Below are 26,469 nucleotides of genomic sequence, written 5' to 3'. Positions count from 1 at the left end.
GCGGCGATCGGCGGAGGAGGCGCGGGCGAGAGCGGAAGACGGAACCGGACGGCGCGAGGGGGAAAGCGGACGAACGGAAGAGCGGAAGAGCGGGAGAGAGGAGGAAGACCGCCGCCGGGCATCACCCCGCTCGAGGCTGTTTGCTCCGTGCCACGCCATCGCGTAGAAGCGAGGACGATGTCCTCGGACGCACCGCAAGCGTCGCCCGTCGCGCACCTCCCCGACGACCTCCCCAGCGAGGAGCGCGCCTCGCTCCGCTTCCTGGCCGTCGTGGCGCTCGTCTCGTGCGCCGCCGACCTGGTGACGAAGGGGTGGGCGCACGCGCGCCTCGCCGGGTTCGACCCGAAGCGGTCGGGCGCGAAGGTCCTCACGATCATCCCGGACCACCTCGATTTCATCTTCGCGCAGAACCCCGGCGGCGCCTGGAGCTTCCTGCGCAGCCTCCCGGACGGCCTGCGGCGGCCGTTCTTCCTGTTCGTCTCCGCCGCGGCGATGGTCTTCATCTTCTCGATCTACCGGCGCGTCCACAGGGACCAGACGGGGATGAAGTGGGGGCTCGCGCTGGCGCTCGGCGGCGCGATGGGCAACCTGGTCGACCGGATCCGCTACGGCTGGGTCATCGACTTCATCGACGTGTACGTGATCCGCGGCGGTCGGGAGTTTCACTGGCCGACGTTCAACGTGGCGGACATCGCGATCGTCGCGGGGGTCATCCTGATGTCCAAGGACATGATCGTCGCGACCCGCAGCGCGAGCGCGCCGTCTCCAGACGCCCGCGGCGCCTCGGAGGGCCCGGCGGGCGGCGACCCCACCCCTCCGCTATCGACGGAAGCGCCTCCGCCTGTGCCGCCGGCCAGCTGAAGGGCGCGAGCGGGCGGCTCGGCCGGAGCAGACGGCGCGCGGCGCCGGGGCGCGGCGCGGCGCGGCGCACGCAAGTCACGCACGTCAACTGACACGCGCGGGGCGTGAAAGACGCGCGCGGCGGCGCCTGCGGAGGGAAGCCTTTGCCGGAGCGCTCGGTTTGTCGTAGAGGAACGCGCTCCGCATGACTGAAGACGCGACGCCGCGAGACGCTCCCGTTGAGACCGAAGGTGCCCACGCGGAGTCGCATCGCTCCGCGCCCGTGAACGCGCCGGCCGGCGAGCCGCCGGCCTCCGCCGGCGAACGCGACCACGAGGGGCGCGGCTCCTCGCCGGAGGGGGACGCCGACGACGTGGTCGCGCCGGCGAAGCCCGCCTACCGGCCGTCGTACGTGTTCCTGATCGCCGTCGCGGCCGTCACCCTGGCCGCCGATCTCGGCACGAAGTGGTGGGCCAAGGACCGACTGGAGCCGCAGGCGCTCACGGACCTCACCGCCGCGCCGCGGCCGCTCTCGTTCCGGAAGATCGAGGTGATCAAGGATCACCTGAACATGATCTTCGCGAAGAACCACGGCGGGGCGTGGGGCATCCTGGGCGACGAGAGCGAGGCGATCCGCCGCCCGTTCTTCCTCCTGGTCTCGCTCGCGGCGATCGTCTTCATCGTCTCGCTCTACCGCAAGCTCCACCCCTCCCAGACCGCGCTCAGGTGGGGGCTGCCGCTCGTGCTCGGCGGTGCGCTCGGGAACCTGGTCGACCGCGTCCGTTACGGGTACGTCATCGACTTCATCCAGGTCCGGCTCACCTCGACGTTCGTGTGGCCGACGTTCAACGTGGCCGACATCGCGATCGTCGTGGGCGTCGGGCTGATGGCGATCGACATGTTCTCCCCCCACCGCCCCGAGCTCGCGGGGAAGGCGTCCGGCGCGAAGGCGTCGGCGGGCTGACCATGCGGCCCGAGCTGTTCCGCCTGCTCGACGTCGCGTTCCCCGCCTACTTCCTGCTGCTGCTGACCGGCTTCCTCTTCGCGACGGCCATCGGCGCGCTGTGGGCGCGGCGGATCGGCGAGGACCCGGATGTGATCGTCGACCTGGGGCTCGCCTGCCTGCTCGCGGGCGTCGTCGGCGGCAGGCTCCTCCACGTCGTCGCCGATGGATACTTCTGGGATTACGTGCACCTGTGCACCGATCCGTCGCTCGTCGACTGGAAGGTCGAGCAGGCGCTCTGCGCGTCGCGGTACCACGGCGTGTGGGACGCGGCGAAGGGGGTCTGCCACCCGGTCGAGCGCGATTGCCTGGCGTGGGCAAAGTTCTGGGCCGGCGGCCTGACGTACTACGGCGGCTTCGTCGGCGCGTCGGCGATGGCGTACTGGCTGCTCAAGCGAGATCGGTTCCCGTTCTGGAAGGCGGCGGACATGGCGGGCTTCGCCGTCCCGCTGGGCCTCGGGTTCGGCCGGATGGGCTGCCTGCTCGCCGGCTGCTGCTTCGGCCTGCGCACCGACGGGGCGTTCGGGCTCTCGTTCCCGCCGAACAGCCCCGCGAGCGAGGCGCAGTTCAAGCTGCTCGAGCTCACGAGCCCGCGCCTGCCGTCGCACCCGGTGCACCCGACGCAGATCTACGAGTCGGCGATGTCGTTCGCCATCGCGGCGATCTGCCTGCTCTACGTGCACGGGCGGAAGCGGTACGACGGGCAGGTCTTCGTGGCGTTCCTCGGCCTCTACGCGCTCGGGCGCTTCGTGCTCGAGTTCGCGCGGGCCGACGACCGCGGGGGCCTCGTTGGCCTGTCCACGTCGCAGCTCATCGGGCTCGCGATGGCCGGCGCCGCGGTCGCGATCCACGTGGCGCGAAGCCGGAAGGCAGCGCCCGCGGCCGCCGCGCCCGCCGCCTGATCTGCGCTGTCGCGGAGGACGGCGCGCGGACGACGCCGCGCGGGGGTTCTGCGATGCGCCGCGCCGCCGCGGAAGATGGCGCGCGGAAGGCGCAGCGCAGCGGTCTGCCGTGCGCTACGCCGCCGCGGACGACGCCGTGCAGCGGTCTGCGATGCGCCGCGCCGCCGCGCGGACGACGCAGCGCAGGCGGCCCGGCCGGCCCCGCGCCGCCCGTCAGCCCTTGGTGACTTCCTTCTCCTTGCGCGCCTTGTACGCCGCGCGCTGGGCGTCGGTCGGCGGCTTGCCGAAGACGTACGCGAGGCCGATCGAGACCACGTAGAGGAGGCACATCGGCACGGCCATGACGAGCTGGCTCGTGATATCCGGCGGCGTCAGGACGGCGGCGAGGATGAAGGCGCCGAACACGAACCAGCGGCCGAACAGGATGAGCTGGATGTAGTTGATGACGCCGGCGATGGAGAGGAAGAGCACGATGAGCGGGATCTCGAAGATGATCCCGAAGCCGAGCAGGAGCTGGGCGACGAAGTCGAGGTAGTCGCCCATCATCACGGTCGGCGTGATCGTCACCCCGTCGCCGCCGACCGTGCCGGCCAGGCTGAGGAAGTAACCGAACGAGATCGGGAAGGCCGCTCGCCAGCCGAACCAGCCGCCGCCCACGAACAGGATCGTCGAGAACAGGACGAACGGGATGACGTAGCGCTTCTCTTTGGCGTAGAGGCCGGGCGCGACGAACGCCCACAGCTGGTAGAAAATGAACGGCGACGCCATCGCCGCGCCGCCGATCATCGACAGCTTGAAGTAAGCGACGAACGCGGCCGCGGGCGCGCCGAAGTGGAGCGAGGGGTTGCCCGCCAGGCTCTGCTCCCGCCACGCCTGCACGAACGGGACGGTCAGGAAGTGCAAGAGCTGCTCGCGCACCTCCCACCCCACGATGCAGGCCGCGAAGAAGACAAGGATGCTCCGGACGAGCCGCTTTCTCAGCTCGTCGAGGTGCTCCCAGAACGACATCGGCTTGTCTTCGCCCGGATCCTCCGCGGCGTCGCTCGACGCGCCCTCCGCCCCCTCCGCCCCCGGGGAGTCGCTCTTCACCGCCGCCGCCTGCTCCTGGCTCATGACGTCGCTCCGTTTCCGGTCGCCACGCCCTGCATCGCCGCGGCGCTCTCTGCGGCCGCGGTCGCTGTCGCCGCGGTGGTCTCTGTGGTCGTGGGCGCTGCCGGCGCGACGGTCTCTGCGGCCGCGGTCGCTGTCGCCGCGGTGCTCTCTGCGGCCACGGGCGCTGTCGCCGCGGTGGTCTCCGCGGTCGCGGTCGCCGTCGCCGCGGCGGTCTCGACGCCGACCGTGGCGTCCGCCGCCTGCGCGGTCTCCGTGGGGGCCGCGCTTTCCGGCGCGACCGGCCGGCCGGCGGCGCCGTCCGGGGCCGCGTCCAGCGTCACTCCGTAGGCGTCGCAGCCGAGGACGGGGTACTCGCGCTCGCGGGGCGGGTTCACGACGGGCGGCGGCGGCGGCTCGGGATCCGGCGGCCTCACGCGCGGCGTGGACGAGGCGATCGTACCGGCGGTCACGGCGCCGACGACGGGGTTCACCAGCGTCTCGATCACGTTGACCCGCGACAGGGCGCGGAGCTCGCGGAGCTCACGCTCGAGCCCCTCCTGGCGGATCAGATCGTCGATGCCGCTCTGCGTCCGGAGATCCGTGCTCAAGCGGCGGAGCTTGGCGATCCAGCTCCCCGCCGACCGCATCATCGCAGGCAACCGCCGGGGACCGACCACGATGATGCCCACGATGGCGAGCACCATGATTTCGCCGAAGCTGAAGCCGAACACGCGCGCAAGCTAGCGCGCGTGGGAGCAGGGATCCATAGCGACGCTCACGCTGGCCTGGGCGGCGCGCTCGGCCCGACGTCGGCCGCGCCCGCGGTGGCCCCGGCGCGGGGCGGCGCCCGGCGGCCGCCCGGCCGCTGCGCCTCCGCCGAAGGCCGCGCGAGCTGCCCGCACGCCGCGCCGACGTCGCCCCCGCCCGAGTAGCGCACGATCGAGCCGACGCCGGCGGCGGAGAGGACCGCGCGGAAGGCGTCGAGCCGCGCCGAGCGCACGAACGGATCGGCCGACGCGCCGCGTTCATCGCCGTCGTCCGGCGAGGGCAGGGGATCGCCGGGCGCGCCGATCGCGTTGTAGGGGATGAGGCTGAGCCGGGGAGAGATGCCGTGCTGCGCCGCGAAGCCGCGGGCGAGCGCGGCCAGGCACGCGGCGTCCTCGTCCGTGTCGTTCTGGTCCGCGAGGAGCGTGTACGCCCACATCGGCGCGTGCCCGCTCGCGCGCGCGTGCTCGCCCACGGCCGCGAGCACCTCCTCGAGCGGGTGCGCGCCGTCGATCGGCATGAGCAGGCGCCGCTTGCCGGGGCGCACCGAGCCGAGCGACAGGCCGAGCCGGACCGCGGGGACCTCGGCCGCGAGCCGCCGGATGCCGGACGGGAGCCCCGCCGTGCAGACGGTGATGTTGCGCATGTCGATCGCCTGCGCGCTCGGCTCGGAGAGCACCCGGATCGCCTGGATGACCCGGTCGGCGTTGGCGAGCGGCTCGCCCATGCCCTGGAACAGCACGCCGTGGACGCGCGCGCCGCCGCCCACGGTGGCGTCGAGATCACGGCGGATGAGCCGCACCTGCTCGACGATCTCCCAGGCCTCCAGGTTGCGCGTGAGGCCCATGCGCCCGGTGGCGCAGAAGGCGCACGCGAGCGCGCAGCCGACCTGCGAGCTCACGCACGCCGAGTACCGGCCCGGCCGCTCGAGCGGGATGCGCACCGACTCGACCGTCGCGCCGTCCTCGAGGCGGAAGGCGTATTTCACGAACGGATCCTCGGCGCTCGCGCGCCGCTCGACGAGCGCGAGCGTCCTGATCTCGCCCGCCGAGCGCGCCGCGTCGAGCGCGGCGCGCCGGACGGTCGCGGGCGCGCGGGCGGGCAGCTCGCCGAGGCGGTGCGCCAGGGAGACGATGCGGCGCGCGTCGGTGAGGTCGATGCCGCACGCGCCGGCGAGCTCCTCCGGCAGCACGGCCTGGAGCGCGAGGCGGGGGCGGCGTTCGTCCGGGCTGCTTCGAGGGCTGGGATCCACGGCGGATACCGACTAGCGCGCCAGCGCGGCCCAGTCTACGGCCGCGCGCGCATGTTTCGCGGGATCCGCCGGAGGGGGCGCGGGTTCACGCCGCTCCTTTCGGCAGGGGGATCGCGGTGCCGCCGCACCTGGAGGCGTGAGCGCGAGCGCCGATCTCCTCTGGTCCGACGCCCCGCCCCTCTCGCGAGCGCCTCGAGCGAGCCGAAAAACTTGCGTCCGGCCGCCCGCGACGAAACATAGGGGAGAGTGCCCGCCAGGACCACGGCGCCTCTTCCCTCAGCCTGACGAGCTCTCGCCAGAGAGGCGGACCATGGCGTTCAAAAGCGCAGTCATCGGACACACGACGCAGACAACCAGCAGGATCTTGGCCGTCTTCGAGCGGCCCAAGGGGAGGGCGAGACTGGCATTCGCGGACGACAACGGCGTTCGCACGCTCGATGTGCCGATCAACAGCGCGCCGCCCTTCGGGCTCGCCACGTTCGAGCTGAGCGGGCTGAGCGGCGAGAGGGTTCGTTATGGCATCGTGGAGCACGACGCTGGAGATCCGCTCCCCACACCCGCGGACAACCTGAGCATCAACGGCTCCGCCTTCCGCACCGTCACGAACGGGCCGATTCGAATCGGCCTCGTGAGCTGCAACGACATCGACAACCACGAGTTTCCCAAGGAGCGGCGCGGGGCGATGTGGCGGGCGCTCAAGGCCCTCGTGGACGAAGGCAAGGTGAACCTGCTGGTTCACGCCGGTGACCAGATCTACGGCGACGGCGATCCCACGGGCTGGTCGCCCTCGGAGGGGCGCACCGCCGCGTACCGCAGGCACTACGTGCAGACGTGGTCGCACCCTGACGTGGCGGCGGTCCTCGGGAGCTGCCCGAACGTCATGATGTGGGACGACCACGAGATCTACGATGGCTGGGGGTCGAACAACAACGACGGCTCGCCGCAGGCCGTGGAGCGCTACAGGGCCGCGGAGCAAGCGTTCAAGGAGTTCCAGGTGGCGCTGAGCCCGAGGGACCGCCTGAGCAGCGCGGGGTTCGGCTGGATCGCGAAGCACGGCGACGTCGCCATCCTCGCGGTCGATGGGCGGTCGCAGCGCTCGTGGAGGAACGGGGCGATCCTCGGCAAGCAACAGCTCGACGACCTCGAGCTCAGGCTCAACGAGCTCGCGGCGCTCGATCTCAGGCACCTCTTCGTCGTGGTCGGCACGCCCGTCGTCTACCTGCCGCTCGCGGCCGCGGAGGCGCTCACGAACACGTTCAACATGTCCTCCGTCGATGACATCCGGGACGGCTGGGCTGCCTCCAACAACCAGAACGAATGCAGGCGTTTCCTGATGTCTCTCATGAACTTCGCCGGCTTCAGCCCTCGCACCCAGGTGACGCTCATGGGCGGCGACATCCACGTGGGCACGATGGCGCACATCGACACGGTCCTCGGGTTCGGGCAGCCGCGCTCGCGACCGCGCCTCTATCAGGTGACCGCATCCGGCATCGCGCGCCCTGCCCCCAGGGGGATGGCCCGCATCATCCTCTCGCTGCTGACGAACGGCGGCAGTCAGAACCTGTTCAACGGCGACATCAAGGGGTTCCTCCGGGAGATCTCGGGGTCCGATCACAGGTACTGCGTCACGCATCGCAACTTTGCGATCCTCGATCCGAGCGACGGCGCAGACGGCTGGGACAGGAACAACAACCTGGTGGTCCGCTTCCACGTGGAGAAGGACAACGGCGCCGTCGGCGTCCTCGAGCAGGTCCTCCCGAGAGTGCACACGTGAGCGTCGACCGGCGATGCGCCGGCCTTTCGCCGGCGCCGGTACCCTGCTTCCGCAGGCCGGCGCCGGTACCTCGCTCCTTCCATGGAGGGGGTGAGTCGCCGCTTCAGAGGCTCAGGACCATGACGTCGATCCGGCGGTTCTGCGCGCGCCCGCCGGCGGTGTCGTTCGACGCCGCCGGTTGCTCGGCGCCCATCCCGGCCACCTCGATGCGATCGGGGGCGATCCGTCGCGCGGTGAGCTCGTTGCGCACCGTCTGGGCTCGCGCCAGCGACAGCGATCGGTTCCCCTCGGCGCCGCCCACGGCGTCGGTGTGCCCTTCGATGCGCACCCGCGCGGAGGGATAGGCGTCGAGGATGACGGCCAGCGCTTCGATCTTCGGCCGCGAAGCTTCGGTCAACTCCGTGGTCCCGAAGCGGAAGGTCACGCCTTCCATCGAGAAGCGCCTGGGGCCATCCGCGGCTCCGGCGTCGAGGTACCGCGCGATCTCCGCCTCGGAGCCGTGCTCGTCGACGGAGAGGACCTTGCCGCCCGGGAGCGTCATCACTCCGGCCGTGATCCTGAGCTGCTCGACGATCTCCGGCGCGCCGGGGGGCGCCTCGCCTGGCGCGGCGGCCGTGGGCGCCTCGCCTGGCGCGCTGGGCGGCGCCTCGCCTGGCGCGGCGGCCGTGGGCGCCTCGGCGCGCGGCGCCTCGACCTGCGGCGGCGCGGCGGGCTGGGCGAGATCGTCCCCCGGAGCCGCCGCGACCGGGGCTTCGTGCGTGGGCTCGGCGGCGGTGCGCTCCTGCCTGCGCTCGCGTGCGAACGCCCAGAGACCTCCGAGCACCGCCGCTGCCAGCAAGGTCGGGAGCAGCCACTCTCGCGTCTGACGTTGACGGGCAGGCCCCTCACGCGAGGGAAGCGGGGTTGACGACTCCGTCGTTCGGGACGGGACGGGCGATACCGCATCATGCGGCGGCCGTTCGCGCGACGCCGCAGCGACGAAAGGCGCGCTCGCCGCCATGGAGGGAGCGAGGAATCCAGCGAGGCCCGCCGGGGCGCGTGGATCGTCCTTGAAGGCTTGCTTGTGATGAGAGAGCAGATCGGCGAGCCCTCGCGCGGTCAGCCCTCGCGACCTCACCTCGCGGCCGAGCACGCACGCGGCGATCGGAGCGACCAGGCCGAGCATCGCGGTCGAGCACCGCTGCTCTGCGCCGGAGGAGCGGGAGATGAGATCGATCATCCCGCTCGCGCGGTCGCCGAACAGGCGGGCGATCATCGACTGCCCATGATGCGAGAGCTCCTCGGCCTGCTCGGCGCGGAGGGGCCCCGCCCTCCCGAGCAGACCTTCGTAGTCCCGCTCGGTGATCATCTTGAACAGCTGCGCTGCGCCGCTCTCCGAAGAGGCGACCTGAGCCATTCCGGCGAGCAGCGTCGGCACCGAGCTCTCCGCGGCGCCGCGCACGTTCGTCGGCGATTCATCGCTCAGGCCCAGCCCCTTCGTTGCGGCCGAGATGAGCTCGGGCGTCAAGAAGCCCCTGGTGGTGTCCAGCAACGACATGGTTCCGATCCCTCCGGGAAGTGGTCATCGGCGCGGGCGAGGCAGCGTCATCGCGCACGCGACGCTGCCCGCATGAGCGTCGATCCCGTGTCTGTCTTCCGCTGGCTCCGCGCGATGCGAGCGACGTGCCGGCACGCCCGCGCGTCGCGCGCTGTGCCGCGGCTGCACACGGCCTGCTCCTGCCGCGTCCTGCCCCTCGCGCTCGGCGAGGCGGGCCGGCGGCGACGGCGAGCGGCGCGCGGCGATCAGCGTCGTGCGAGCGCGGCCGTGCGGGCCTCGGCCGTCAGCGCGGCGAAGGCGTCCGTGCGCGTATAAACGTGGTTGCCAGCCGCGGTGCACCCCGCGCCTCGCGACGTGATGCCCACGACGTCGCCGCGGTCGGCGTCGATCACCGGACCTCCCGAGTCGCCGGCGCAGGTCGCCCCCTCGATCTCGAACTCGCGCGGACCGAGGACCTTGCCGGTCGCCGGATCGGCGCGGGGCCCAACGGCGGCGACGAGGCGCGGACCGCGCGCGGCGCGGACGCCGAGCCGGTTGGACGCCCCGCCGCCGTACCCGACGGCGACCACGCTGTCGCCCGGATCGATCGCCCCGACCTCGCGCATCCGCAGGGGCGCCACGCCGGTGAGGGGCCGATCGAGCACCAGATAGGCGATGTCCGCGTCGCAGAGGACGCGCTCTTTCCCGTGCAGCGTGGCCACGGCGCGCGCCCGCGCGGCGTCGCGGGAGACATCGATATGGTCCCCGGTGTAAATGGCGATCTCGGAAGGATCGATGTCTCCGCCGACGTGATCGCCGTTGTGCGACCTGCCCGAGCGATCGCAGCGGGGGGCCGCCGTCAGGTTGCGCGAGATGCAGTGACGCGCCGTCAAGACGAGGTTCGGCTCGACGAGCGCGCCGCTGCACAGGCTCACGCGTCGATCGCCGCCTCCGGGATCGCGGTGTGATACGGCCACGGCGACGACGGAGCGCGCGGCGCCGTCGATGAGGGGCTCAGGCGTGCCCTTCGCGAGGGGCGAAACCTCGGTGATCGGCGCGACCGCCGCCGCCGGAGGAACCGCCGCCGCCGGAGGAGGCGAGGCTCCGGCCGGGATGACGGCGACGACGATGCGTGGGACGAGGGCCGCGACGAGGCAGCCAAGGCATCCCGCGAGGCGCGGGACGAGAGGCGGAGACACCATTGATGAGGTCACCGACAAAGAGCATGTGAGGAGCGGCCGTGCAAGCCGACCCTGGAGCATTTCTCCAGCATCCGTCAGAGGGAGAGGTGCCCTTGATGGGTGGTTGTTCCCACCGAGGGGAATCGGAGATGGAAACCAGGTCGGCCAGGTGAGGGGCGCCCGGCTGGAGGCGCGCTCTCTGGACTCCCGCGCTCGTCGACTAGCCCCGGCCCGCCAGCGCGCGCGCGGCGCCGGCGCTGCTCGACGCGCCGAGGGCGAGGTGTCGCTCGATCAGGAAGATCAAGCACGACGACGCGAGCGTGAAGGCGATCGCCAGCGCGGCCACGGCGCCCATGCCGTCGAGGCGCTGGTCGGGGAGCTCGTGCAGCATCCTGGCCGCGAGGAACGCGGCGAGCGCCGACGAGAGGTGATCCACGGCCGACTGGATCGATCCGAAGCGCGCCCGCTCGGAGGGGAGCGGCACCCTCGAGGCGAGCGTGCCGTGGGAGATGTTGCGGATCGCCGTCCCGGTCATGAAGGCGACGAAGACGACGAGCACGGGCAGCCCCGGCACGTACGACTGGAACCCGGCGTAGAGGACGGCCACGAGCGTCGCCGCGCCGACCAGGCTCGTGCGGAACGCGCCGATGCGATCGATCAGCGCGCCCGCGGTGCGCATCACGACGAAGGTGAGCGCGCCGCCCACGAGGTAGAGCAGGCCGAGCCGCTCGCGCGGATAGCCGAGGTTATGCTGCACGTAGGCCGAGATGTTCGGGATGACGAGGAACGACGCCATCGTCATGACCGCCGTCGTCGCGTACGAGAGCAGCACGAGCGGGCGGCCGACGAGCGCGCGGAGCTCGCGCAGGGCGTCCTCCTCGGCGCGTGCCCGCGCGCCGGCGAGGTGGCCGCGCATCGAGGGGAGCAGCAGCAGCGCGAGCCCCGCGACGGTGAGCCCGAGCGCCGCGACGGCGAAGAACGGCGCCTGGAAGCCGCCGCGCCGCGCGAGCTCGAGGCCGGCCGGCACCCCGAGCACCGCGGCCAGGGAGTAGGCGCCCATCACGACGCCCATCGCCCTGCCGCGCCGCTCCGGCGGGATCGCGTCCGCGACGATGGAGAACGCGATCGAGGTCGCGGGCCCCCCGAAGGCCCCGGCGAGCACGCGCGCCGCGAGGAGGCTCGGCAGGCCGGTGGCGAGGCCGCCAGCGGCCGTGCCGAGGACGAGGCCGAGCATCGCGATGGCGAGCGCGCTGCGCCGGTCGAAGCGGTCCAGGAAGAACGCGCCGGCGACCCCCGAGACCGCCGCCGCCGCGGTGTAGCTGCCGCCGATCAGGCCGATGTCGGACATCGGGATGCCGAGCGCGACAGCGAAGTCCGGCCCGAGCGGCATGACGATCATGAAGTCGAGCAGGTTGACGAACTGGACCGCGGCGATGAGGAACAGGAGGGTCCGTTCGGAGCGAGCGTTCTGCACGACCGTGGGCTCAGCTCCGGGCCTTCGCGCCCGCGCCGCGCTCGATCACGCCGCGGCTCGCCAGCTCGAGCAGCGCGTCGTGCGCCGCGTCGATCGTGTGATCGATCTGCGCCTCGGTGTGCGCGCCGCAGAGGAAGTTGACGTCGCGCCGCAGCAGGACGCCGCGCCTCGCCATCGCGCCGACGAACGGCTCCATGCGCTTCGTGTGGACGGCCAGATCCTCGGCCATGAGGAAGAAGGGGATCGCGTCGTAGCCCACGATGCGCAGCGGGAAGCCGCCCTGCTCCGCGCGCCGGTTGATGCCCTCGCGGAGCCGCCTCCCGAGCGCGGCGACCTTCGCGACGTAGTCGGTCTCGCGGTACTCGCGCAGCGCCGCCCTGCAGACCTCGAGCGAGAGCATCTCGCCGCCGAACGTCGTCGACACCTGGAGCTCCGAGAGCCGGCTCATCACCTGGCGCGGCCCGGCGATCGCCGACAGCGGCATGCCCGCGGCGATGCCCTTCGAGAGGCACACGAAATCAGCCTCGATCTGGTAGTACTCCTGCGCGCCGCCGCGCGCGAGCCGGAAGCCGGTGACGACCTCGTCGAGGACGAACAGCACGCCGTGGGCGCGGCACGCCTCGCGCACCTTGCGCAGGTAGTCCGCCGAGACGCACCGCTTGTAGGGCAGCGAGAGCAGCACGAGCGCGAGCTCCGGGCCCTTGCTCGCGATGAGATCGAGCAGCGGCTGCTCGTCGGCCTCGGCCATGAGCGGCATGCGGTGGGTGTACTCGCGCAGCACCGCCGGGACGCCGGGGGTGTCGAACATGAAGTGGTCGTGCCAGCCGTTGTAGCCGATGGTGACGACCTTCTCCTTGCCGGTCACGTGGCGGGCGAGCCGGATGGCCGCGGACGTCGCGTCCGCGCCGGTCTTGAAGAAGCGGGCCATCTCGGCGCCCGGGGTCAGCGCGACGAGGTCCTGCGTGGCGGTGACCTCGACCTCCGTCGGCAGCGAGTGAAGGATGCCCCTGTCGAGCCGCCGCCGGATGGCGTCGACGACCGCAGGGTGGTTGTGCCCCAGCGTGTTCGCCCCGAGGCCGCAGATGTAGTCGATGTACTGGTTGCCATCGACGTCGCGCACCAGCGCGCCCTCGCCGCCCTCGAGGTACACGGGGAACGAGCCGAGCGCGAACATCTCCGGCCGCTTCATGAGCGACTGCGTGACGCCGGGGATGAGCCGGCGCGCCTCGGCGAGCAGCGCGTTCGAGCGGTCGAGCCGGAGCCCCTCCGCGGCGCCTTGCGGCGCGCCGGTCCCTTGCTTCCTGTCCCGTGGGTCGATCATCTGTGTGGTCATCGTGGTCGTTCTCTCTGGCTGGAGGTTCTCGTCGGTGAGCCGGTGTCATGCGGGGCGCGGCGCTCGCCGCGCCGCGCGCGAAGGGGGCGGCAGGAGGCCTTCCTCGACGCAGCGATCGAGGTAGCGATAGAAGAGCGCGCGATCGATCGGCGGGCACGTGATGCCGGTGCCGGCCAGGCCGCGCTCCAGGTTGTCGCAGCGCACGCGCCCGATGCCGAAGGTCGCCTCTCCGTCGGCAGGGGCCGACTGCAGATCGAAGAACGCGAGCGTGGCGCTGTCCGCGGCGTCGGCGCCGTCCTTCAGCCGCGCGCGCCACGCCGCGACAGGGCGCCGCTCGACCGGGTAGCCGTAGTCGCGCGCCCAGTCGAAGAGCTCCGTCAGCCGGACCTCGGGCGCAGGGGCGACGTTGACCACGGCGCCCGTGTCCTGCGCGGTGAGCGTGGTGAGCGAGAGATGCACGATCGCGCGCCCGACGTAGTCGACGGGCGTCCACACCTCCCTCACGTCGAGATCGGGCAGGACGCCGGCGGGGATGCCGGCCCTCAGCAGCCGGAAGACCAGATCCTGCTCGTTGACGACGCCGGTGTCGGGCGCGCCGACGACGCGGCCCAGGCGGTACACGGCGACCGGCAGCCCGCGCTCCGCGGCCTGCTGCACGAGGCGCTCGGCCGCCCACTTGCTCTGCTGGTAGCCGTCGCGCAGGCCGGGGTGCGGCGGCACGAACGCCTCCGCGACCTCGGGGCTCGCCGCGATGCCCGGGGCCACGGCGAGCGTCGACACGTGGTGCAGCGGCTTGGGGCGCGCCGCCGCGGCGAGGCGGAGCGCCTCGCGCGTGCCGATCACGTTGGCGGCGCGCAGGCTGCGGTAGTCGCGCACGAGGCTCACCACCGCGGCGTTGTGGTAGATGGCGTCGCACTCCGCGGCGAGCTGGCCGAACCGCGCGGCGCTCAGGCCGAGGCGGGGCTGCGTCAGGTCGGCGGGCACGGCGAGCACCCGCGCGTCGATGCCGTCCACCGGCAGGCGCTGCTTCGAGAGCGCCTGCCGGATCCGCTCCGCTGCGTGCGCCTCGCTCGTGGCGCGCACCAGGCAGACAACGGTCGCGTCGGTCTGCGCCAGGAGCTCGTGGAGCAGGTGCGCGCCGACGAAGCCGCTCGCGCCGGTGAGCACGACCTGCCGCGGGCGACCGCCGCCGCCGGACCAGGCGAGCGATCGGGGGACGACGTCCTCGGGGAGCTCGGCGTCGGCCAGCATGGCGCCGGGGGTCTCGCCGCTCGTCCGCGCCGCCGCCGCCGCCGCGCCCTGCGCCTCGTCGAGGGCGCGCGCGAGCGCCGCGACGGTCGGGTGGCGGAAGACCATCGCGACGGGGATCTCCCGCCCGAGATCGACGCTGAGCCGGTTGGCGACCTGGATCGTCTGCAGCGACTGGCCGCCGCGCTCGAAGAAATCGTCGTGCGCCGACAGGCCGCTCACGCCGAGCACCTGCTCCCAGACCTGCAGCAGCTGCCGCTCGAGCGCCGTCGCGGCGGCCGGCGGCTCCGCCGCGGCGGTGATCGGCGCCTCCCGCAGCGCCTTGCGGTCGATCTTGCCGGAGCTCGTCCTCGGCAGCCGATCGGTGAGCACGAAGGCCGAGGGGATGGCGGCCGCGGGGAGCAGCGAGCGCGCGTGCCGGCGGAGCTCGGCCGGCGACGGGGCGGGGTCCCCGGCGACGAGGAACGCGGACAGGCGCTTGCCGCCGCCGGCCGAGGCGTGCCCGATGACGGCCGCCTCCCGCACGGAAGGGTGGCGCAGGAGCGCGGCCTCGATCTCGAGCGGATCGACGCGATGACCGCTGATCTTGAGCTCGTCGTCGACGCGCCCGACGAAGACCAGCTGCCCGTCGGCCCGCTGGAGGACCAGGTCCCCGGTGCGGTACGCGCGCGGGCGGCCCTCCAGCTGGTCGAGCACGACGAAGCGCGCGGCGTCGAGGTCCGGCCGCCCGAGGTACCCCCTCGCCAGCCCGGGCCCGATGAGGTGGAGCTCGCCCACGGCGCCCCGCGGGACCAGCCGGCCGCGCGCGTGCGTGTGTGTGTCGACGATGGCTGCGCGGACCCCGGGCAGCGGCGTGCCGATCGGCGCCTCGTCTCCAGCCTCGTCCGGAGCGTCGCCGCCGCTCAGCGTGGCGGCCGAGGCGACGACGGTCGCCTCGGTGGGGCCGTAGGTGTTGAGCAGCCGCGCGCGCCGGCCGACGGCGCGGCGGAAGCGCTCGACGCGCTCGGGCAGCGCCGCCTCGCCGCCGATGATGACGGTGCGGACGCCCTCGGGGAGCGACGCCGCGCCGGTCGAGAGGCCGTAGGCGAGCTCGTGCCAGAACGCGGTCGGCAGATCCAGGACGGTGATCCGGTGCCTCTCGCAGGCGTCGAGCAGCCGCGGCACGGATTGCAGCATCTCGTCCGTGCGCAGCACCAGGGCGGCGCCCGCGCACAGGGTCAGGAAGATCTCCTCGACGCTGGCGTCGAAGTGCAGCGGCGCGAACTGCAGCACCCGGTCGTCGCGGCGCAGATCGTAGCGGTGGGTCGCGGCCGCCACGAAATGGGCCAGCGCGCCGCGCTCGATCATGACGCCGTTCGGGCGGCCGGTGGAGCCGGACGTGTAGATGACGTACGCCAGGTGCTCCTCCGCGCCCTGGACGGGCGCCCGCGCCGGCGCCGGCGCGCCGTGCATCGCCTCGTCCAGGAGCACGAGGCGCGCCGCGCGATCGCTCCCCACCTTCGCGGCGTGCTGCGACGTCGTGACGACGATCGCCGGCCTGGCGTCGTCGAGGATCGCCGCGGTCCTCGGCTGCGGCCCGTCCGGATCGAGGGGGAGGTAGCCTGCGCCGGCGTAGAGCGCGCCGAGGATCGCGGTGACGGCGCCGACGCTGCGCGGAAGGAGCACCGCGACCAGCGTGTCCGGCCCGGCGCCGAGCGCGGCGAGCCGGGCGGCGAGCCGCCGGGCGGCGAGGTCGAGCTCGCCGTAGGTCACGCGCTCGAGGCCGTGGTGGACGGCGGTCGCGTCCGGCTGCTCGCGCGCGCGCAGGGCGATCTGCTCGACGACGGGTCGCGCCGGCGCGGGCAGCGGGCCCCCGTCGAGCAGCGCGCCGGGCTGCCCGGCCGCTTCCGCCTGCGCGCCGGGCGCGCGCGCCGCGGCCCGGGGGAGGTCGATCTCGGCGCGATCGAGGGCCTGCTCGGGGGCGGCGGCGACCTCCTCCAGGAACGCGAGGAAGCGTCGCTGGTGCGCCGAGAGATCCTCGTCGCCGTAGCAGGCCGGGTTGGCGTCGAGGTCGAGCCGCGGCCCGCGCCCGTCCGACCTCGCGTAGACGCCGAACGACAGATCCTCGACCGGGCCGGCGGAGATGTTGTGCGCGACGCCGCGATGCCCCGCGAAGCGCAGGTCGTAATCGAACGGCATGATGTTGACCACCGGGCCGAACAGCCGGCGGCCGCCGCCGATCAGCTTGAGATCCCGGCGGAGCTGCTCGTAGCGGTAACGCAGGTGCGGCCGGATGGCCGCGAGCTCGGCCGCGACCTGCCGGGCGACATCGACGAGGCTCGCGCCCTCCGCGACCGGCACCCGGAGCGGGACGATGTTCATGACCATGCCCGGGATGCGCAGCGACACCGAGCCGAGGCGCCCCATCACGGGCAGCCCCAGGACGATCTCGGGCGCGCCGGTGAGCCGGTGCACGTACGCGGCGGTCGCGGCGACAACGACGTCGGGCCAGGTCGCCTTCGCCTTTCGCGCCACGTCCTTCAGCCGGTCGACGGTCGACGGCGCGAGCGACGCCGTCCGGCGCAGGCAGGCGCGCGACGCGGGCGCCGGCTCGTCGCCGAGGCTCACCGGCTCGGGCCGGTCGGCGAAGCGCTGCGTCCAGAAGGCGCGATCGCGCTCCAGATCGGGGGAGGCGCGGTAGGCCAGATCCTCGTCGACGACCCGGCGCAGCGACCCGAAGGCGCCGCCTTCGCTCGATCGGCCCTCGACGCGCGCTGTGTAGATCTCGGCCACCCGCCGCGCGATCAGCGAGAAGCCGTAGCCGTCCAGCGCGATGTGGTGCGCGCGCTGGTACCAGAAGATCCGATCGGGCCCCGCCGTGAACAGCGCCTCCGTGAAGAGGGGCCCGCGCGCGAGATCCACCGGGCTCGCGAGATCCTCGCGCATCCACGCCTCGGCCGCGGCGAACGCGTCCGGCGCCGCGCTGACGTCGACGCGGTGTACAGGGAAGTCAGGGGACGGGTCGAGGCGCTGGCGCGGCCCGTCCGCCTCGCTCGTGAAGCGCACGTGAAGCGTCTCTGCCTCCGAGGCGGCCTGGCGTATCGCGGCCTCGAGGGTCGCGAGATCGACGGACCCGCAGATCTCGACGCACTCGCCCGCGTTGTACACAGGGCTCGCGGGGTCGAGCTGCTGGCCTAGCCAGATACCGTGCTGCGCGGCCGACAGCGGCCAGCGCGCGTCCTGAGGAGCGACCATGACGACAACCCTCCTGGTTCAACCGGCGCTCGACGGGACAGCCGCCAGAGGCACGCTCGCGGCAGGCGATCCGCGTCCCGCGACGACGGCACAAAGGCGGCCGTGACGCCCGCGCCTGCGCCGCTCGAACGAAAGCGGAGCCCGCCGGCGCACGGGGCCCGAGCCCCGAGAGCAAGCAGGGCAGGGGCGCCGGACGTCGTCCCGACAGCGGACCCAGCTCGATGACGCCGCGATGGGCGGGGCCACCCCGGCGTCGGCGATTGAATGAAAGTGAAAACTACTTTCAAGTTCGTTTATGGTGAGGTAGGGTGGGCATTGTCAAGTGAATTCGTTGGGACCCCCGCCGCGGGCCACCGTCACGTGGTGGCCTGTCCGCGCCAGCGAGGCATGGCGCCGGCGACCCGGGCGAGCGCGCAGATCGCGCCGGTTTCGGCCGCGATCTCACGCTGCTCGGACCTGCGGACGTCGCGACGCCTCGTGGACGCCGTGGACGCTCTCCGACCGCTTTCGCTTGACAACGCAGTTGGTAGCATGGCAGGTTCCGGAGTGAAAGTGAAAGTGACTTTCATTATTGAAAGTGGGGTTCCACGATGGACAACCTGATGTCGAAGGCGACTGCTCCGCTCGACAGCCGGTGTGATCACTGCGGCGTTGCTGGACGTGCCGAGCCCAACTCCGTGCGTTGCGGCTGCGGCAGCCTCCTCGCCCGGTATGTGCCCGGCGGCGTCGAGCTGAAGTGCCGGCGGTGCAAGCGCGTCGTCATCGTCCCGGTCCCGGCGGCGGCGGAGGACGTGAGCGGTTGAATCTCCCAGCGCGCTGACATGAGAGCTCGCGGCGGCGGCCCCTGGCCAGCGCGGTCTGCGCCATCCGGAGAGGCCTGAAGAGCCGGCGAGCGAGACGCCACGACAACCAGCTTGCGCAGAGCCGGCCAGAGCGCCGCATCGTCACGCTCCGGTGAGCATGCCCGGTGATCTCATGATTCGATTGCAGCCCTTGCGTTTCGCCGCCCTGGCCGGGACTCTTGTCCTCGCCCCCTGCGGTGCCCTGTTGGCCTTCGCCGCGGACGCGCGGGCGAGCGAAGAGGCACCCGGGGCCGAGGCAGCGCCGGCGGCGCGCGCCCCGGGCGATGGCGTCGCGCTCGCGGTGCGCCCGCCCGAGCTCACGGGCGCGGTCGAGGCGGCGTATCCCCAGGCGGCGCGCGAGGCGGGGTTGGAGGGGAGCGTCGTGCTGCGGCTGACGATCGACGCGGAAGGGCGTGTCACCAGCGCAGAGGTCGCCGAGCCCGCGGGCCACGGGTTCGACGAGGCCGCGCGGCAAGCGGCGCTGCGCTTCCGCTTCACGCCGGCCCGGCGAGGCGACCGGAGCGTCGCGTCGCGCATCCTCTACCGCCACGACTTCCGGCTGCCTGCGCCGCCCCCCGCGGCCGCGCCGGTCGCGGGCGCCGCCGGCGCCGCGCTGATCACAGGCGCCGCCGGTGCCGCGCCCGTCACAGGCGCCGCCGGCGCCGCGCCCGTCACGGGACCCGCCGGCGCCGCGCCGGTCGCTGCCGCCGCAGGGCCAGCGCTGCCCGCGATCGAGGTGAGCGTGCGGGGGGCCTCCGAGGCCGAGCGGCTCCGGACCTCCGCGCAGGCGGTCCAGGTGATCGAGACCGTCGAGGCCAGGCGGCAGGCCGCGGATCTCGGCCAGGTGCTGGCGCGCGCCGAGGGCGTGAGCGTGCGCCGCCTCGGCGGGCTCGGCTCCGACGCGCGCTTCTCGCTCAACGGCCTCACCGACGACCGGATCCGCTTCTTCCTCGACGGCGTGCCGCTCGACCTCGCCGGGCACTCCTTCGGGATCGCCAACGTGCCGGTCAACCTCGTCGAGCGCGCCGAGATCTACCGCGGCGTCGTCCCGCTGCGCTTCGGCACGGACGCGCTCGGCGGCGCGGTGAACCTGGTGACCGATCAAGACACGCGCGGCACGGCCGCGTCGGCGTCCTACCAGGTCGGCTCCTTCGGCACGTACCGGATGACCCTCGGCGCGCGCCACGCGCACGCGCCGAGCGGCCTCTTCGCCCGCGCGAGCGGGTTCGTCGATCGCGCGCGGAACGACACCCCGATCGACGTCATGGCGTACGACGAGCGCGGGCGCCTCTCGCCCGCGCGCGCCCGGCGGTTCCACGACGGCTACGTCGCGGCCGGCGGCGCGGCCGAGGTGGGGATCGCCCGGCGGCCATGGGCCGACCGCCTGCTCCTCCGCGCCTTCTTCACCTCGCACGACAAGGAGCTGCAGCACGGCCTGCTCGTCGACATGCTCGACGGCAGGGTCAAGTCGCCGCCCTTCGGAGAGGCCACCTTCGGCAGGCAGACCGGCGGCGCGCTGCTGCGGTATGCGCAGCCGTTCTTCGGGAGGGCGCGGCTCGACGCCCTCGCGGGGTACTCGTACGCGCGCACGACCTTCCTCAACGTGGCCACGTGCACCTATGACTGGTCGGGTGGCTGCGTGGAGCGCCCGTATCGGGGGGAGATCGGGGACGACGCGAACGACCAGCAAGTCCACCAGCACACCACCTTCGCTCGCGTCAACCTGGCCTGGCACCCCGCGACCGAGCATCTCCTGCGCTTCGGGCTCTCGCCGAGCCACGTGACGCGCACAGGGAGGAACCTTGTCGTGGCCGAGCCCGAGAAGGACCCGCTGACCGCGGAGCGGGAGCTGTGGAGCGGCGTGGCAGGCGTCGAGTACGAGGCGAGGCCGCTCGAGGGCCGGCTCGCGAACATCGCCTTTGCCAAGCTCTACCTGCAGTCGATCCGCGCCCGGGAGCACCTGCCGAGCGGCCGGATCGGCGACGTCGATCGAGCGACCCACCGGGCGGGGGCAGGGGACAGCCTGCGCTTCCGCTTCACCGACGCCCTCTACGCCAAGGCCTCGTACGAGTTCGCCACCCGCCTGCCGACGCCGGAGGAGCTGTTCGGCGACGGAGGGCTCATCGTCAGGAACGTCCACCTGGAGTCGGAGGTGAGCCACAACGTCAACCTCGGCGTGACCCTGGAGCGCGCGGAGAGCGGCGCGGGGCAGCTCCGGTTCAGCGCCAACGGCTTCGGGCGCTTCACCGAGGATCTGATCACGCTGCGAAGGCACCTGGGCTACTCGGAGTACGGAAACACGCTGTCGGCGCGATCCGTCGGTATCGAGTCGACCGCCGGGTGGACCTCTCCGGGCGACTGGCTGTCGGTCGACGGTCACGTCACATGGCAGGACTTCCGGGACGGCTCGACCGGCGTTCGCATCCAGAACCAGCCGTACCTCTTCGGCGGGGTCGCCGCGCGCGCGCGGTGGCCCGAGATCGCGGCGCGGCGTGATGCCCTGTCGCTGACCTGGCACGCCGACTACGTACACGCCTTCTTCGTCGGCCCGGAAGGCCGAGGCGCAGCCGACTCCAAGGCGGAGATCCCGTCGCAGCTCGTGCACACGCTCGCGCTCACGTACCTGGTCGAGCGCGGCGGATGGACGGTGAGCTCGACCGTCGAGGTGCAGAACCTCACCGACGAGAAGGCCTTCAGCTTCTACGGCGTCCAGCGCCCCGGGCGAGCGGCGTACGCCAAGCTCGCCTTGAGCCTGTGAGCCGATGTTCGTGCGACAGCGGTTGAAACCCGACACAAGGAGATCCTTCATGTTATTTCGTGCGCGCTACGCGAATGCCCTCCTCTTGACCCTGCTCCTCCCGTGCTTCGTCGCCTGCGGCGACGACACGAGCGATGGCACGAGCAGCGGCGCGACGAGCGGCGGCACCGGCGGCGCGGGGGGCGCGGGGGGCGCCGGCGGAGCCACCAGCGGCACGGGGGGGACGCCCGACGCGGGGCCGGCGTACGCCCTCACGGTCCAGGTGTTCGGGCCGGACGGCGGCGACACCCAGAGCTACGTCGTCGTGACGGACGACATCGACTCGGATGAGGCGCTGTCGCTGGACGACGCCATCGAGGTGCAGGGGCGCGCCCTCGGCGTCGGGCTGGACGGCGGAGGCGCTGTGTTCGTGGCGAGCGACGCCGCGGCGACCGTGACCCGCTACGACCTGCGGGCAGACGGCAGCCTCGAGGAAGGGGACACCGTGAGCTTCCAGGGCAAGGGCCTCGCGAAGCTCGGCGAGTACGGCACCCAGTTCCACTTCGTCTCGGAGACCAAGGCGTACTTCTTCGATGGTCCCACGGCCCAGGTGGTCGTCTGGAACCCTCAGGAAATGACGGTCACCGGCGACATCCCGCTCGAGGAGCTCGTGATTCCGGACGCCACCCTCACGTACTCCTCGTCGTCGCCGCTGGTCCAGGGCGACGACGTGATCACCTTCGGCGGCTTTCGGATCGGCCCGGAGGTCCCGAGCGTGGCCGCGGTCGTGGTCGTGGACAGCGCGACGGACGAGGCGACCGTCGTCACCGACGAACGCTGCGGTTACGTGCGCGATGGGGTCGAGGGGCCCGACGGCATGATCTACGTGGCCACCGAGGCGTACGGCGCGGCGGTGCACCGGCTCAACCCCGACAACGCTGCCGCCCCCTGCATGCTGCGCTTCGACCCCGAAACGAGGCAGTTCGACCCCGAGTTCCACGTCGAGCTGAGCACGCTGTTCGACGGCGACGCCGCCGGCTCGCTCTTCGGGGGTCCGGACGGCAAGGCGTTCCTGCGGGTGCTCGACGAGAGCCTCTTCGCGATCGCGGACGACACCCACCCGCGCGTGCTGGCGAGCGCCGCGGCGTGGCGGTGGGCCAGCGTGACGCTCGGCGATACGCCGACCGCCACGGTGCTCGACGCGGCGCCCGGCGGCGGCAGCGTCCTGAGCGTCGCGCTCGGCGACCGCACCTTCCTGCTGGAGTTCGAGGGACAGGAGTCGACGACGCTCCGCGAGATCGGCGAGGACGGGCCCGGCGAGGCGGGCGTGAGCGCGCCTGGGCTCACCTTCTCCGTCGCGAAGATCCGATGACGCTCGCGCCCGATCACGGAGGAGCGATGAGGGACGACGCCGCGCGAGGGCCCCGTTCGCCGCGGGGCCTCCGCGGGCGGCCGCGTTACGGCGCGATCATGAAGGTCGTGCGGCGCGTGCACATGTACCTGGGCCTATTGCTGTTCCCCTGGATACTGCTGTTCGGGATCAGCGGCACGCTCTTCAATCACCCGCAGATCGGGCGAGACATCGACAGCCGGTCGCTCTCGGGAGAGCGGCTGTCGGCGCTCACCGGGTTCCAGCCCTGGGATCCCGGCGAGCTCGCGCGCCAGGTCGTCGAGCAGCTCAACGCCGGCTCGCCCTCGCGCTACACGCTCGATCCGGGCACCCCGGGCGCGTTCTCCGGGTGGCCCCTGCTCGCGGCGCCGCGCGCCGACGGGGGGCGCGAGGTGGTGATCCTGCGCCTCGACGACGGCAGCGCGACGGTCTCCAGCCACCCTCCCGAGCCCGAGGCCCCCGCGCCCCCGTTCGCCGGCGTCGCGATCGACCTTCCTGCGCACAGGATGGCGGCGGTGCAGGAGCAGATAAAGGATCTCCTGCCCAGGATCGGCGTCGACGCCGCGGGGCCGCTGCGCGCCCACCCGAAGATCACCCCCGAGCTGCGCTTCGGCATGCGGGACGCGGACGGCCGCGCCTGGAACGTCACGTACAACCTGGGCACGGGGCGGCTCGACGGGCGGCCAGCCGGCGCGCGGGGGTGGCCTCGCTTCGTCGAGGTGCTCGAGACGCTCCACAAGACGCATCACTTCCCCGTGCACGGCGGCGTGGCGTGGCTCTGGGCGCTCTTCGCGGACATCACCGGGATCACGCTGGTCGTGTGGGCGCTCAGCGGCCTCGCCATGTGGTGGCAGATGAAGCCCTCGCGGGTCCTCGGCGCCCTCGCGATCGCCGCCGCCGTGGCGCTCGCCGCGGCGGTGATGGTCGGCACGGCGTCGGACGCGCTGTTCGGAAACGTGGGCAAGGAAGGCCCCTAGAGCGACAAACGGGCTGAAGCCGCACGCAAACAGCGAGAAGTTGAGACGCCAAGAGACGCCAAGAGACGCCAAGAGACGCCAAGATTTATTGTTTTCTTGGCGTCTTCTGGCGTCCTGGCGGTTCATTTCTCGCTCGAACGAAGCCAGGCGAGGATCAGGCGCCCAGCGTGGCGCCTCCGTCGATGCAGAGGTCGTGCATCGTGATGTGCCGCGCCTCGTCCGAGAGCAGGAACAGCACCGCGCTGGCGACGTCGTCCGTCGTGGCGATCCGGCGCAGCGGGATGCCCAGCCGGAACGCCTCGGGAGCGCCGGCGATGACCGCCTGAGCGCCGCTATCATCCGCCCAGAGCGCGCGCTGCATCGGCGTGTCCGTCGAGCCAGGGGAGACCACGTTGCACCGGATGTCGTGCTGCGCGAGCTCCAGGCCGAGGCACTTCGTCCACTGGGCCGCGGCGGCCTTCGAGGCCGCGTAAGCGCCCATGTTCATCCGCGGCGTGCGCGCGGCGTTGGACCCGACCGTCACGATTGACCCCGATCGGCGCGGCACCATGCGGCGCGCCACGGACCGGCTCACGTTGAACACCCCCCGGGTGTTGACCGCGAAGGTGCGCTCCCAGTCGTCGCTCGTCAGCGAGAGGGCGCCGCCCACGCGCAGCACGCCGGCCACGTTGACAAGCATCTCGACGGGGCCGAGCTCGCGCTCGATCCGCTCCACCGCGCCGTCGACCGCCTCGCCGTCGGCCACGTCCACCGCGAACGCCGCGGCGCGATGGCCGCTCGCCTGGAGATCGGCGACGACGGCGCCCAGGCGCTCCCGGTTCGCGTCCACCGCCGCCACCGCGGCGCCCCGCGCGGCGAGCCTCCGGGCGACGGCCTCGCCGATCCCCTGGGCCGCGCCCGTGACGAGCGCCGCCTTGTGCTTGAACTCCATCGATCGCTCCCGTCAGGCCCTGTCGAGCCCATCCATGATCCGGTGCCGCTCCGCGTGGTACGCCTCCTCGGACTGGCTCGCCTTCCAGTAGGGGATCGCATACAGCGCCTCGCGCCCGAGCCCGCGCTCGTCGAGCAGGTGATCGCGGATCGCCACGACGGACGACGACTCACCCGCAACCCAGGCGAAGACGCTGCCCTCCGGCCATTCGAGGGAGCGGACGGCCGCCTCGAGCCGGGGGCCCGGGGCGTGCTCGCCCTGCAGGTAGATCCAGGTCAGCGCGACGTGCGGCGGGCGATCGATCTCCTGCACGTCCGCCGCGTCGGGGACGGCGACGATGGCGTGGCCGCGCGCCGTCTCCGGCAGGGCCTCGAGCAGCGCGCCGATCGCCGGCAGCGCGGAGAGGTCGCCGGCCAGGAGGTGCCAGTCCGCGGGGCCGAGCAGCGGATCGGGGCCGCCCGGCCCGGCGATGCCGATGCGGTCGCCCGGCCTCGCGTGGTGGGCCCACCGCGACGCGGGGCCGTCGTCCCCGTGCAGGACGAAGTCCACGTCCAGCTCGCCGGCCTGCGCGTCGTACCTGCGCACCGAGTACGTGCGCGTGATCGGCCGCCGCGGCATCGGAGGCCAGACGGGGCCGTCCGGGCCCAGCGTGGGCAGCTCCGGCGCCGCCTGGTCGCCGCGCGGGAGGAAGACCTTGATGTGCGCGCCGCCCGAGCGCGCGGGGAACCCCGCGATCGCCGCGCCGCCCAGCGTGATCCGCCGCATGCGGGGGGAGATCGCGGTCGTGCGCAGCACCTCGAGGAGGCGCGGCGGGGTGCGCGCCACCGTCCTGGGTGGGGATGTCGCGACCTGATTCATGGTGACCTGTGCCATGGGGAAGCCGTCGTCTGGCAAGCTCGGCCGGTCAGCGGGCGGCTTCCTGGAGGGGCGCCTCCGCGCGGTGCCGGGGCGCTGGCCTCGCCTCGCGCGGCAGCCGGGTCGACAGGAGCTCCCACCAGTGCCCGAGCGTCGGCAGCTCGGCGAGATCCACGAACGCGACGTCGATCCCCGCGGCGCGCCACTGCTCGACGAGCGTCATCAGCCGTATCGAGTCGAGCCCCAGATCGAGGATGCTGTCGCGATCGGAGATCGCCGAGGGGAGCTGGTCGAGGACCTCGGCGACGTCGCCGCGCAGGCGCTCGACCCACGGCGCCCGGTCCTGCGTCGCGCTGAGCGGCGCCTGCGCCGCCGCGTCGCGCTGCGGGGCGCTCGTCCGCTCGCGGGGCGCGAGCGCGGCCAGGACGTCGCTCGTCGGCAGCGCGACGCCGCACCGCTGCGCCACGTAGGCGATGGCCATGTCGTGCTGCTGCCGGGAAAAATCGGCGGTCGCGTCGGTCACGAGGAACGGCTGGACGTCGTTCATGAACGCCTCGCACGCGGTCAGCAGGCACCCGATGTGCGCGTACACGCCGCACACGATCAGCTGATCGCGGCCCCACCGGCGCAGGAGATCCAGGAGCTCCGTCCGCTGGAAGGCGCTGTAACGCCACTTGGTGAGCACGGTGTCGGCGCTTCCCGGCGCGAGCTCGCGCACGATCTCGTGCTTGTCGGGCTGCTGCGTCAGCCCAGGCCCCCAGAGATCCGTCAGCAGACCGCGCTGGGCCCTCGTCTGCTCGGCGGGCTGCTTCGTGTAGACGACCGGGATCCCGCTCGCCGCGCACCGCTCCCGGAGCAGGCGGACACTCTCGATCAGCTCGACCATCGGCGACGCGCTCGCGTCGTAGAAGCCGAGGAAATACTCCTGCATATCGTGGATCAGGAGGACGGAGCGCCCCGGATCCGGCCGCCATGACGCCCGGCTCTCCGGGAGCTCGTCGGCTCGTGGCATGCGATAGGTCTGGATGCGGGGGATGGCCATGGTCGTTCCTCTCTTCTCTCTCTCGTGATCGCAGCGCTCCTGTCGATGGAACGGGCCGCGGGCGTCGCTGCGCCGCCTGGG

19 protein-coding genes are annotated in these 26,469 nt (G+C 72.8%); 8 read left to right on the top strand and 11 right to left on the bottom strand.

What is annotated here, in order from left to right:
- Nucleotides 1–177 precede the first annotated feature (177 nt).
- From lspA (WMF44_RS21185) to WMF44_RS21175, 3 genes are all read left to right on the top strand, one after another.
- Nucleotides 178–861 carry a signal peptidase II gene (lspA, locus tag WMF44_RS21185; protein ID WP_437300918.1) on the top strand — a complete coding sequence of 228 codons (684 nt, stop codon included), beginning with the start codon at nt 178–180 and terminating at the stop codon, nt 859–861.
- Between the two features lie 262 nt (nt 862–1,123).
- The gene (gene lspA / locus WMF44_RS21180; RefSeq protein ID WP_437300917.1) at nt 1,124–1,804 is read left to right on the top strand and encodes a signal peptidase II; all 681 of its coding nucleotides are present in this window, start codon (nt 1,124–1,126) and stop codon (nt 1,802–1,804) included.
- 2 nt (nt 1,805–1,806) lie between these two features.
- Nucleotides 1,807–2,745 carry a prolipoprotein diacylglyceryl transferase gene (locus WMF44_RS21175; protein WP_437300916.1) on the top strand — a complete coding sequence of 313 codons (939 nt, stop codon included), beginning with the start codon at nt 1,807–1,809 and terminating at the stop codon, nt 2,743–2,745.
- A gap of 213 nt (nt 2,746–2,958) precedes the next feature.
- On the opposite strand, the gene tatC is transcribed toward WMF44_RS21175, so the two are convergent.
- The 3 genes from tatC to rlmN are packed head-to-tail and all read right to left on the bottom strand — an operon-like array spanning nt 2,959 to nt 5,854.
- Entirely contained in the window at nt 2,959–3,858 is a 900-nt protein-coding gene (gene tatC, locus WMF44_RS21170) for a twin-arginine translocase subunit TatC (protein ID WP_437300915.1), read from the bottom strand.
- Nucleotides 3,855–4,568, bottom strand: a complete 714-nt coding sequence (gene tatB, locus WMF44_RS21165; RefSeq protein WP_437300914.1) for a Sec-independent protein translocase protein TatB — start codon at nt 4,566–4,568, stop codon at nt 3,855–3,857. Before tatB ends, tatC begins: the two co-directional genes overlap by 4 nt.
- A 44-nt stretch (nt 4,569–4,612) precedes the next feature.
- Nucleotides 4,613–5,854: a 23S rRNA (adenine(2503)-C(2))-methyltransferase RlmN gene (gene rlmN / locus WMF44_RS21160; RefSeq protein WP_437300913.1), complete on the bottom strand. Its 1,242-nt coding sequence runs from the start codon at nt 5,852–5,854 to the stop codon at nt 4,613–4,615.
- A 310-nt stretch (nt 5,855–6,164) separates the two neighbouring features.
- Between rlmN and WMF44_RS21155 the strand changes: the two genes are divergently transcribed.
- Nucleotides 6,165–7,628 carry an alkaline phosphatase D family protein gene (locus tag WMF44_RS21155; RefSeq protein WP_437300912.1) on the top strand — a complete coding sequence of 488 codons (1,464 nt, stop codon included), beginning with the start codon at nt 6,165–6,167 and terminating at the stop codon, nt 7,626–7,628.
- Between the two features lie 103 nt (nt 7,629–7,731).
- Here the strand turns inward: WMF44_RS21155 and WMF44_RS21150 are convergent, their stop codons facing one another.
- From WMF44_RS21150 to mxcG, 5 genes are all read right to left on the bottom strand, one after another.
- Nucleotides 7,732–9,165 (bottom strand): OmpA family protein, encoded by a 1,434-nt coding sequence (locus tag WMF44_RS21150; protein WP_437300911.1) that lies wholly within the window; start codon nt 9,163–9,165, stop codon nt 7,732–7,734.
- Nucleotides 9,166–9,410: 245 nt separating this feature from the next.
- Nucleotides 9,411–10,346, bottom strand: a complete 936-nt coding sequence (locus WMF44_RS21145) for a trypsin-like serine protease (protein ID WP_437300910.1) — start codon at nt 10,344–10,346, stop codon at nt 9,411–9,413.
- Nucleotides 10,347–10,545: 199 nt separating this feature from the next.
- Complete coding sequence (locus WMF44_RS21140; RefSeq protein WP_437300909.1) at nt 10,546–11,799, bottom strand: MFS transporter; 1,254 nt, start codon at nt 11,797–11,799, stop codon at nt 10,546–10,548.
- Nucleotides 11,800–11,809: 10 nt separating this feature from the next.
- Nucleotides 11,810–13,132, bottom strand: coding sequence for an aminotransferase class III-fold pyridoxal phosphate-dependent enzyme (locus tag WMF44_RS21135; protein WP_437300908.1), 1,323 nt, complete (start codon nt 13,130–13,132; stop codon nt 11,810–11,812).
- Between the two features lie 45 nt (nt 13,133–13,177).
- The gene (gene mxcG / locus WMF44_RS21130) at nt 13,178–17,614 is read right to left on the bottom strand and encodes a myxochelin non-ribosomal peptide synthetase MxcG (RefSeq protein WP_437300907.1); all 4,437 of its coding nucleotides are present in this window, start codon (nt 17,612–17,614) and stop codon (nt 13,178–13,180) included.
- A gap of 602 nt (nt 17,615–18,216) precedes the next feature.
- On the opposite strand from mxcG, the gene WMF44_RS21125 reads away from it, so the two are divergent.
- The 4 genes from WMF44_RS21125 to WMF44_RS21110 all read left to right on the top strand — a co-directional run bounded on the left by WMF44_RS21125 (nt 18,217) and on the right by WMF44_RS21110 (nt 23,560).
- Entirely contained in the window at nt 18,217–18,417 is a 201-nt protein-coding gene (locus WMF44_RS21125; RefSeq protein ID WP_437300906.1) for a hypothetical protein, read from the top strand.
- Nucleotides 18,418–18,607: 190 nt separating this feature from the next.
- On the top strand, nt 18,608–21,214 hold the full coding sequence (gene mxcH / locus WMF44_RS21120; RefSeq protein WP_437300905.1) for a TonB-dependent siderophore myxochelin receptor MxcH: 2,607 nt from the start codon (nt 18,608–18,610) through the stop codon (nt 21,212–21,214).
- 49 nt (nt 21,215–21,263) lie between these two features.
- Nucleotides 21,264–22,565 carry a hypothetical protein gene (locus WMF44_RS21115; protein WP_437300904.1) on the top strand — a complete coding sequence of 434 codons (1,302 nt, stop codon included), beginning with the start codon at nt 21,264–21,266 and terminating at the stop codon, nt 22,563–22,565.
- A gap of 98 nt (nt 22,566–22,663) precedes the next feature.
- Nucleotides 22,664–23,560, top strand: coding sequence for a PepSY domain-containing protein (locus WMF44_RS21110; protein WP_437300903.1), 897 nt, complete (start codon nt 22,664–22,666; stop codon nt 23,558–23,560).
- A gap of 154 nt (nt 23,561–23,714) precedes the next feature.
- On the opposite strand, the gene WMF44_RS21105 is transcribed toward WMF44_RS21110, so the two are convergent.
- From WMF44_RS21105 to WMF44_RS21095, 3 genes are read right to left on the bottom strand one after another with little or no spacing between them, the layout of a single operon-like run.
- A complete protein-coding gene (locus WMF44_RS21105; protein ID WP_437300902.1) occupies nt 23,715–24,491 on the bottom strand; it encodes a 2,3-dihydro-2,3-dihydroxybenzoate dehydrogenase in 777 nt (258 codons plus the stop codon).
- Nucleotides 24,492–24,503: 12 nt separating this feature from the next.
- Complete coding sequence (locus WMF44_RS21100) at nt 24,504–25,349, bottom strand: siderophore-interacting protein (RefSeq protein WP_437301587.1); 846 nt, start codon at nt 25,347–25,349, stop codon at nt 24,504–24,506.
- Between the two features lie 46 nt (nt 25,350–25,395).
- Nucleotides 25,396–26,388: an isochorismatase family protein gene (locus tag WMF44_RS21095; protein WP_437300901.1), complete on the bottom strand. Its 993-nt coding sequence runs from the start codon at nt 26,386–26,388 to the stop codon at nt 25,396–25,398.
- Between the last annotated feature and the right edge of the window lie 81 nt (nt 26,389–26,469).

It is taken from the genome of Sorangium sp. So ce426 (assembly GCF_051475585.1).
In the GTDB taxonomy this organism is placed as follows: domain Bacteria; phylum Myxococcota_A; class Polyangia; order Polyangiales; family Polyangiaceae; genus Sorangium; species Sorangium cellulosum_B.
Note: the sequence above shows the minus strand (reverse complement) of the source record. Positions and strands in the feature narration are given on the sequence as shown.

What these genes read in the sequence shown, in the direction of transcription:
- lspA (WP_437300918.1), top strand. Translation starts at nt 178, where the DNA reads ATGTCCTCGGACGCACCGCAAGCGTCGCCCGTCGCGCACCTCCCCGAC.
- WMF44_RS21175 (WP_437300916.1), top strand. Translation starts at nt 1,807, where the DNA reads ATGCGGCCCGAGCTGTTCCGCCTGCTCGACGTCGCGTTCCCCGCCTAC.
- tatC (WP_437300915.1), bottom strand. Translation starts at nt 3,858, where the DNA reads ATGAGCCAGGAGCAGGCGGCGGCGGTGAAGAGCGACTCCCCGGGGGCG.
- WMF44_RS21155 (WP_437300912.1), top strand. Translation starts at nt 6,165, where the DNA reads ATGGCGTTCAAAAGCGCAGTCATCGGACACACGACGCAGACAACCAGC.
- WMF44_RS21150 (WP_437300911.1), bottom strand. Translation starts at nt 9,165, where the DNA reads ATGTCGTTGCTGGACACCACCAGGGGCTTCTTGACGCCCGAGCTCATC.
- WMF44_RS21145 (WP_437300910.1), bottom strand. Translation starts at nt 10,346, where the DNA reads ATGGTGTCTCCGCCTCTCGTCCCGCGCCTCGCGGGATGCCTTGGCTGC.
- WMF44_RS21135 (WP_437300908.1), bottom strand. Translation starts at nt 13,132, where the DNA reads ATGACCACACAGATGATCGACCCACGGGACAGGAAGCAAGGGACCGGC.
- mxcG (WP_437300907.1), bottom strand. Translation starts at nt 17,614, where the DNA reads ATGGTCGCTCCTCAGGACGCGCGCTGGCCGCTGTCGGCCGCGCAGCAC.
- WMF44_RS21125 (WP_437300906.1), top strand. Translation starts at nt 18,217, where the DNA reads ATGTCGAAGGCGACTGCTCCGCTCGACAGCCGGTGTGATCACTGCGGC.
- WMF44_RS21115 (WP_437300904.1), top strand. Translation starts at nt 21,264, where the DNA reads ATGTTATTTCGTGCGCGCTACGCGAATGCCCTCCTCTTGACCCTGCTC.
- WMF44_RS21110 (WP_437300903.1), top strand. Translation starts at nt 22,664, where the DNA reads ATGAAGGTCGTGCGGCGCGTGCACATGTACCTGGGCCTATTGCTGTTC.
- WMF44_RS21105 (WP_437300902.1), bottom strand. Translation starts at nt 24,491, where the DNA reads ATGGAGTTCAAGCACAAGGCGGCGCTCGTCACGGGCGCGGCCCAGGGG.
- WMF44_RS21100 (WP_437301587.1), bottom strand. Translation starts at nt 25,349, where the DNA reads ATGAATCAGGTCGCGACATCCCCACCCAGGACGGTGGCGCGCACCCCG.
- WMF44_RS21095 (WP_437300901.1), bottom strand. Translation starts at nt 26,388, where the DNA reads ATGGCCATCCCCCGCATCCAGACCTATCGCATGCCACGAGCCGACGAG.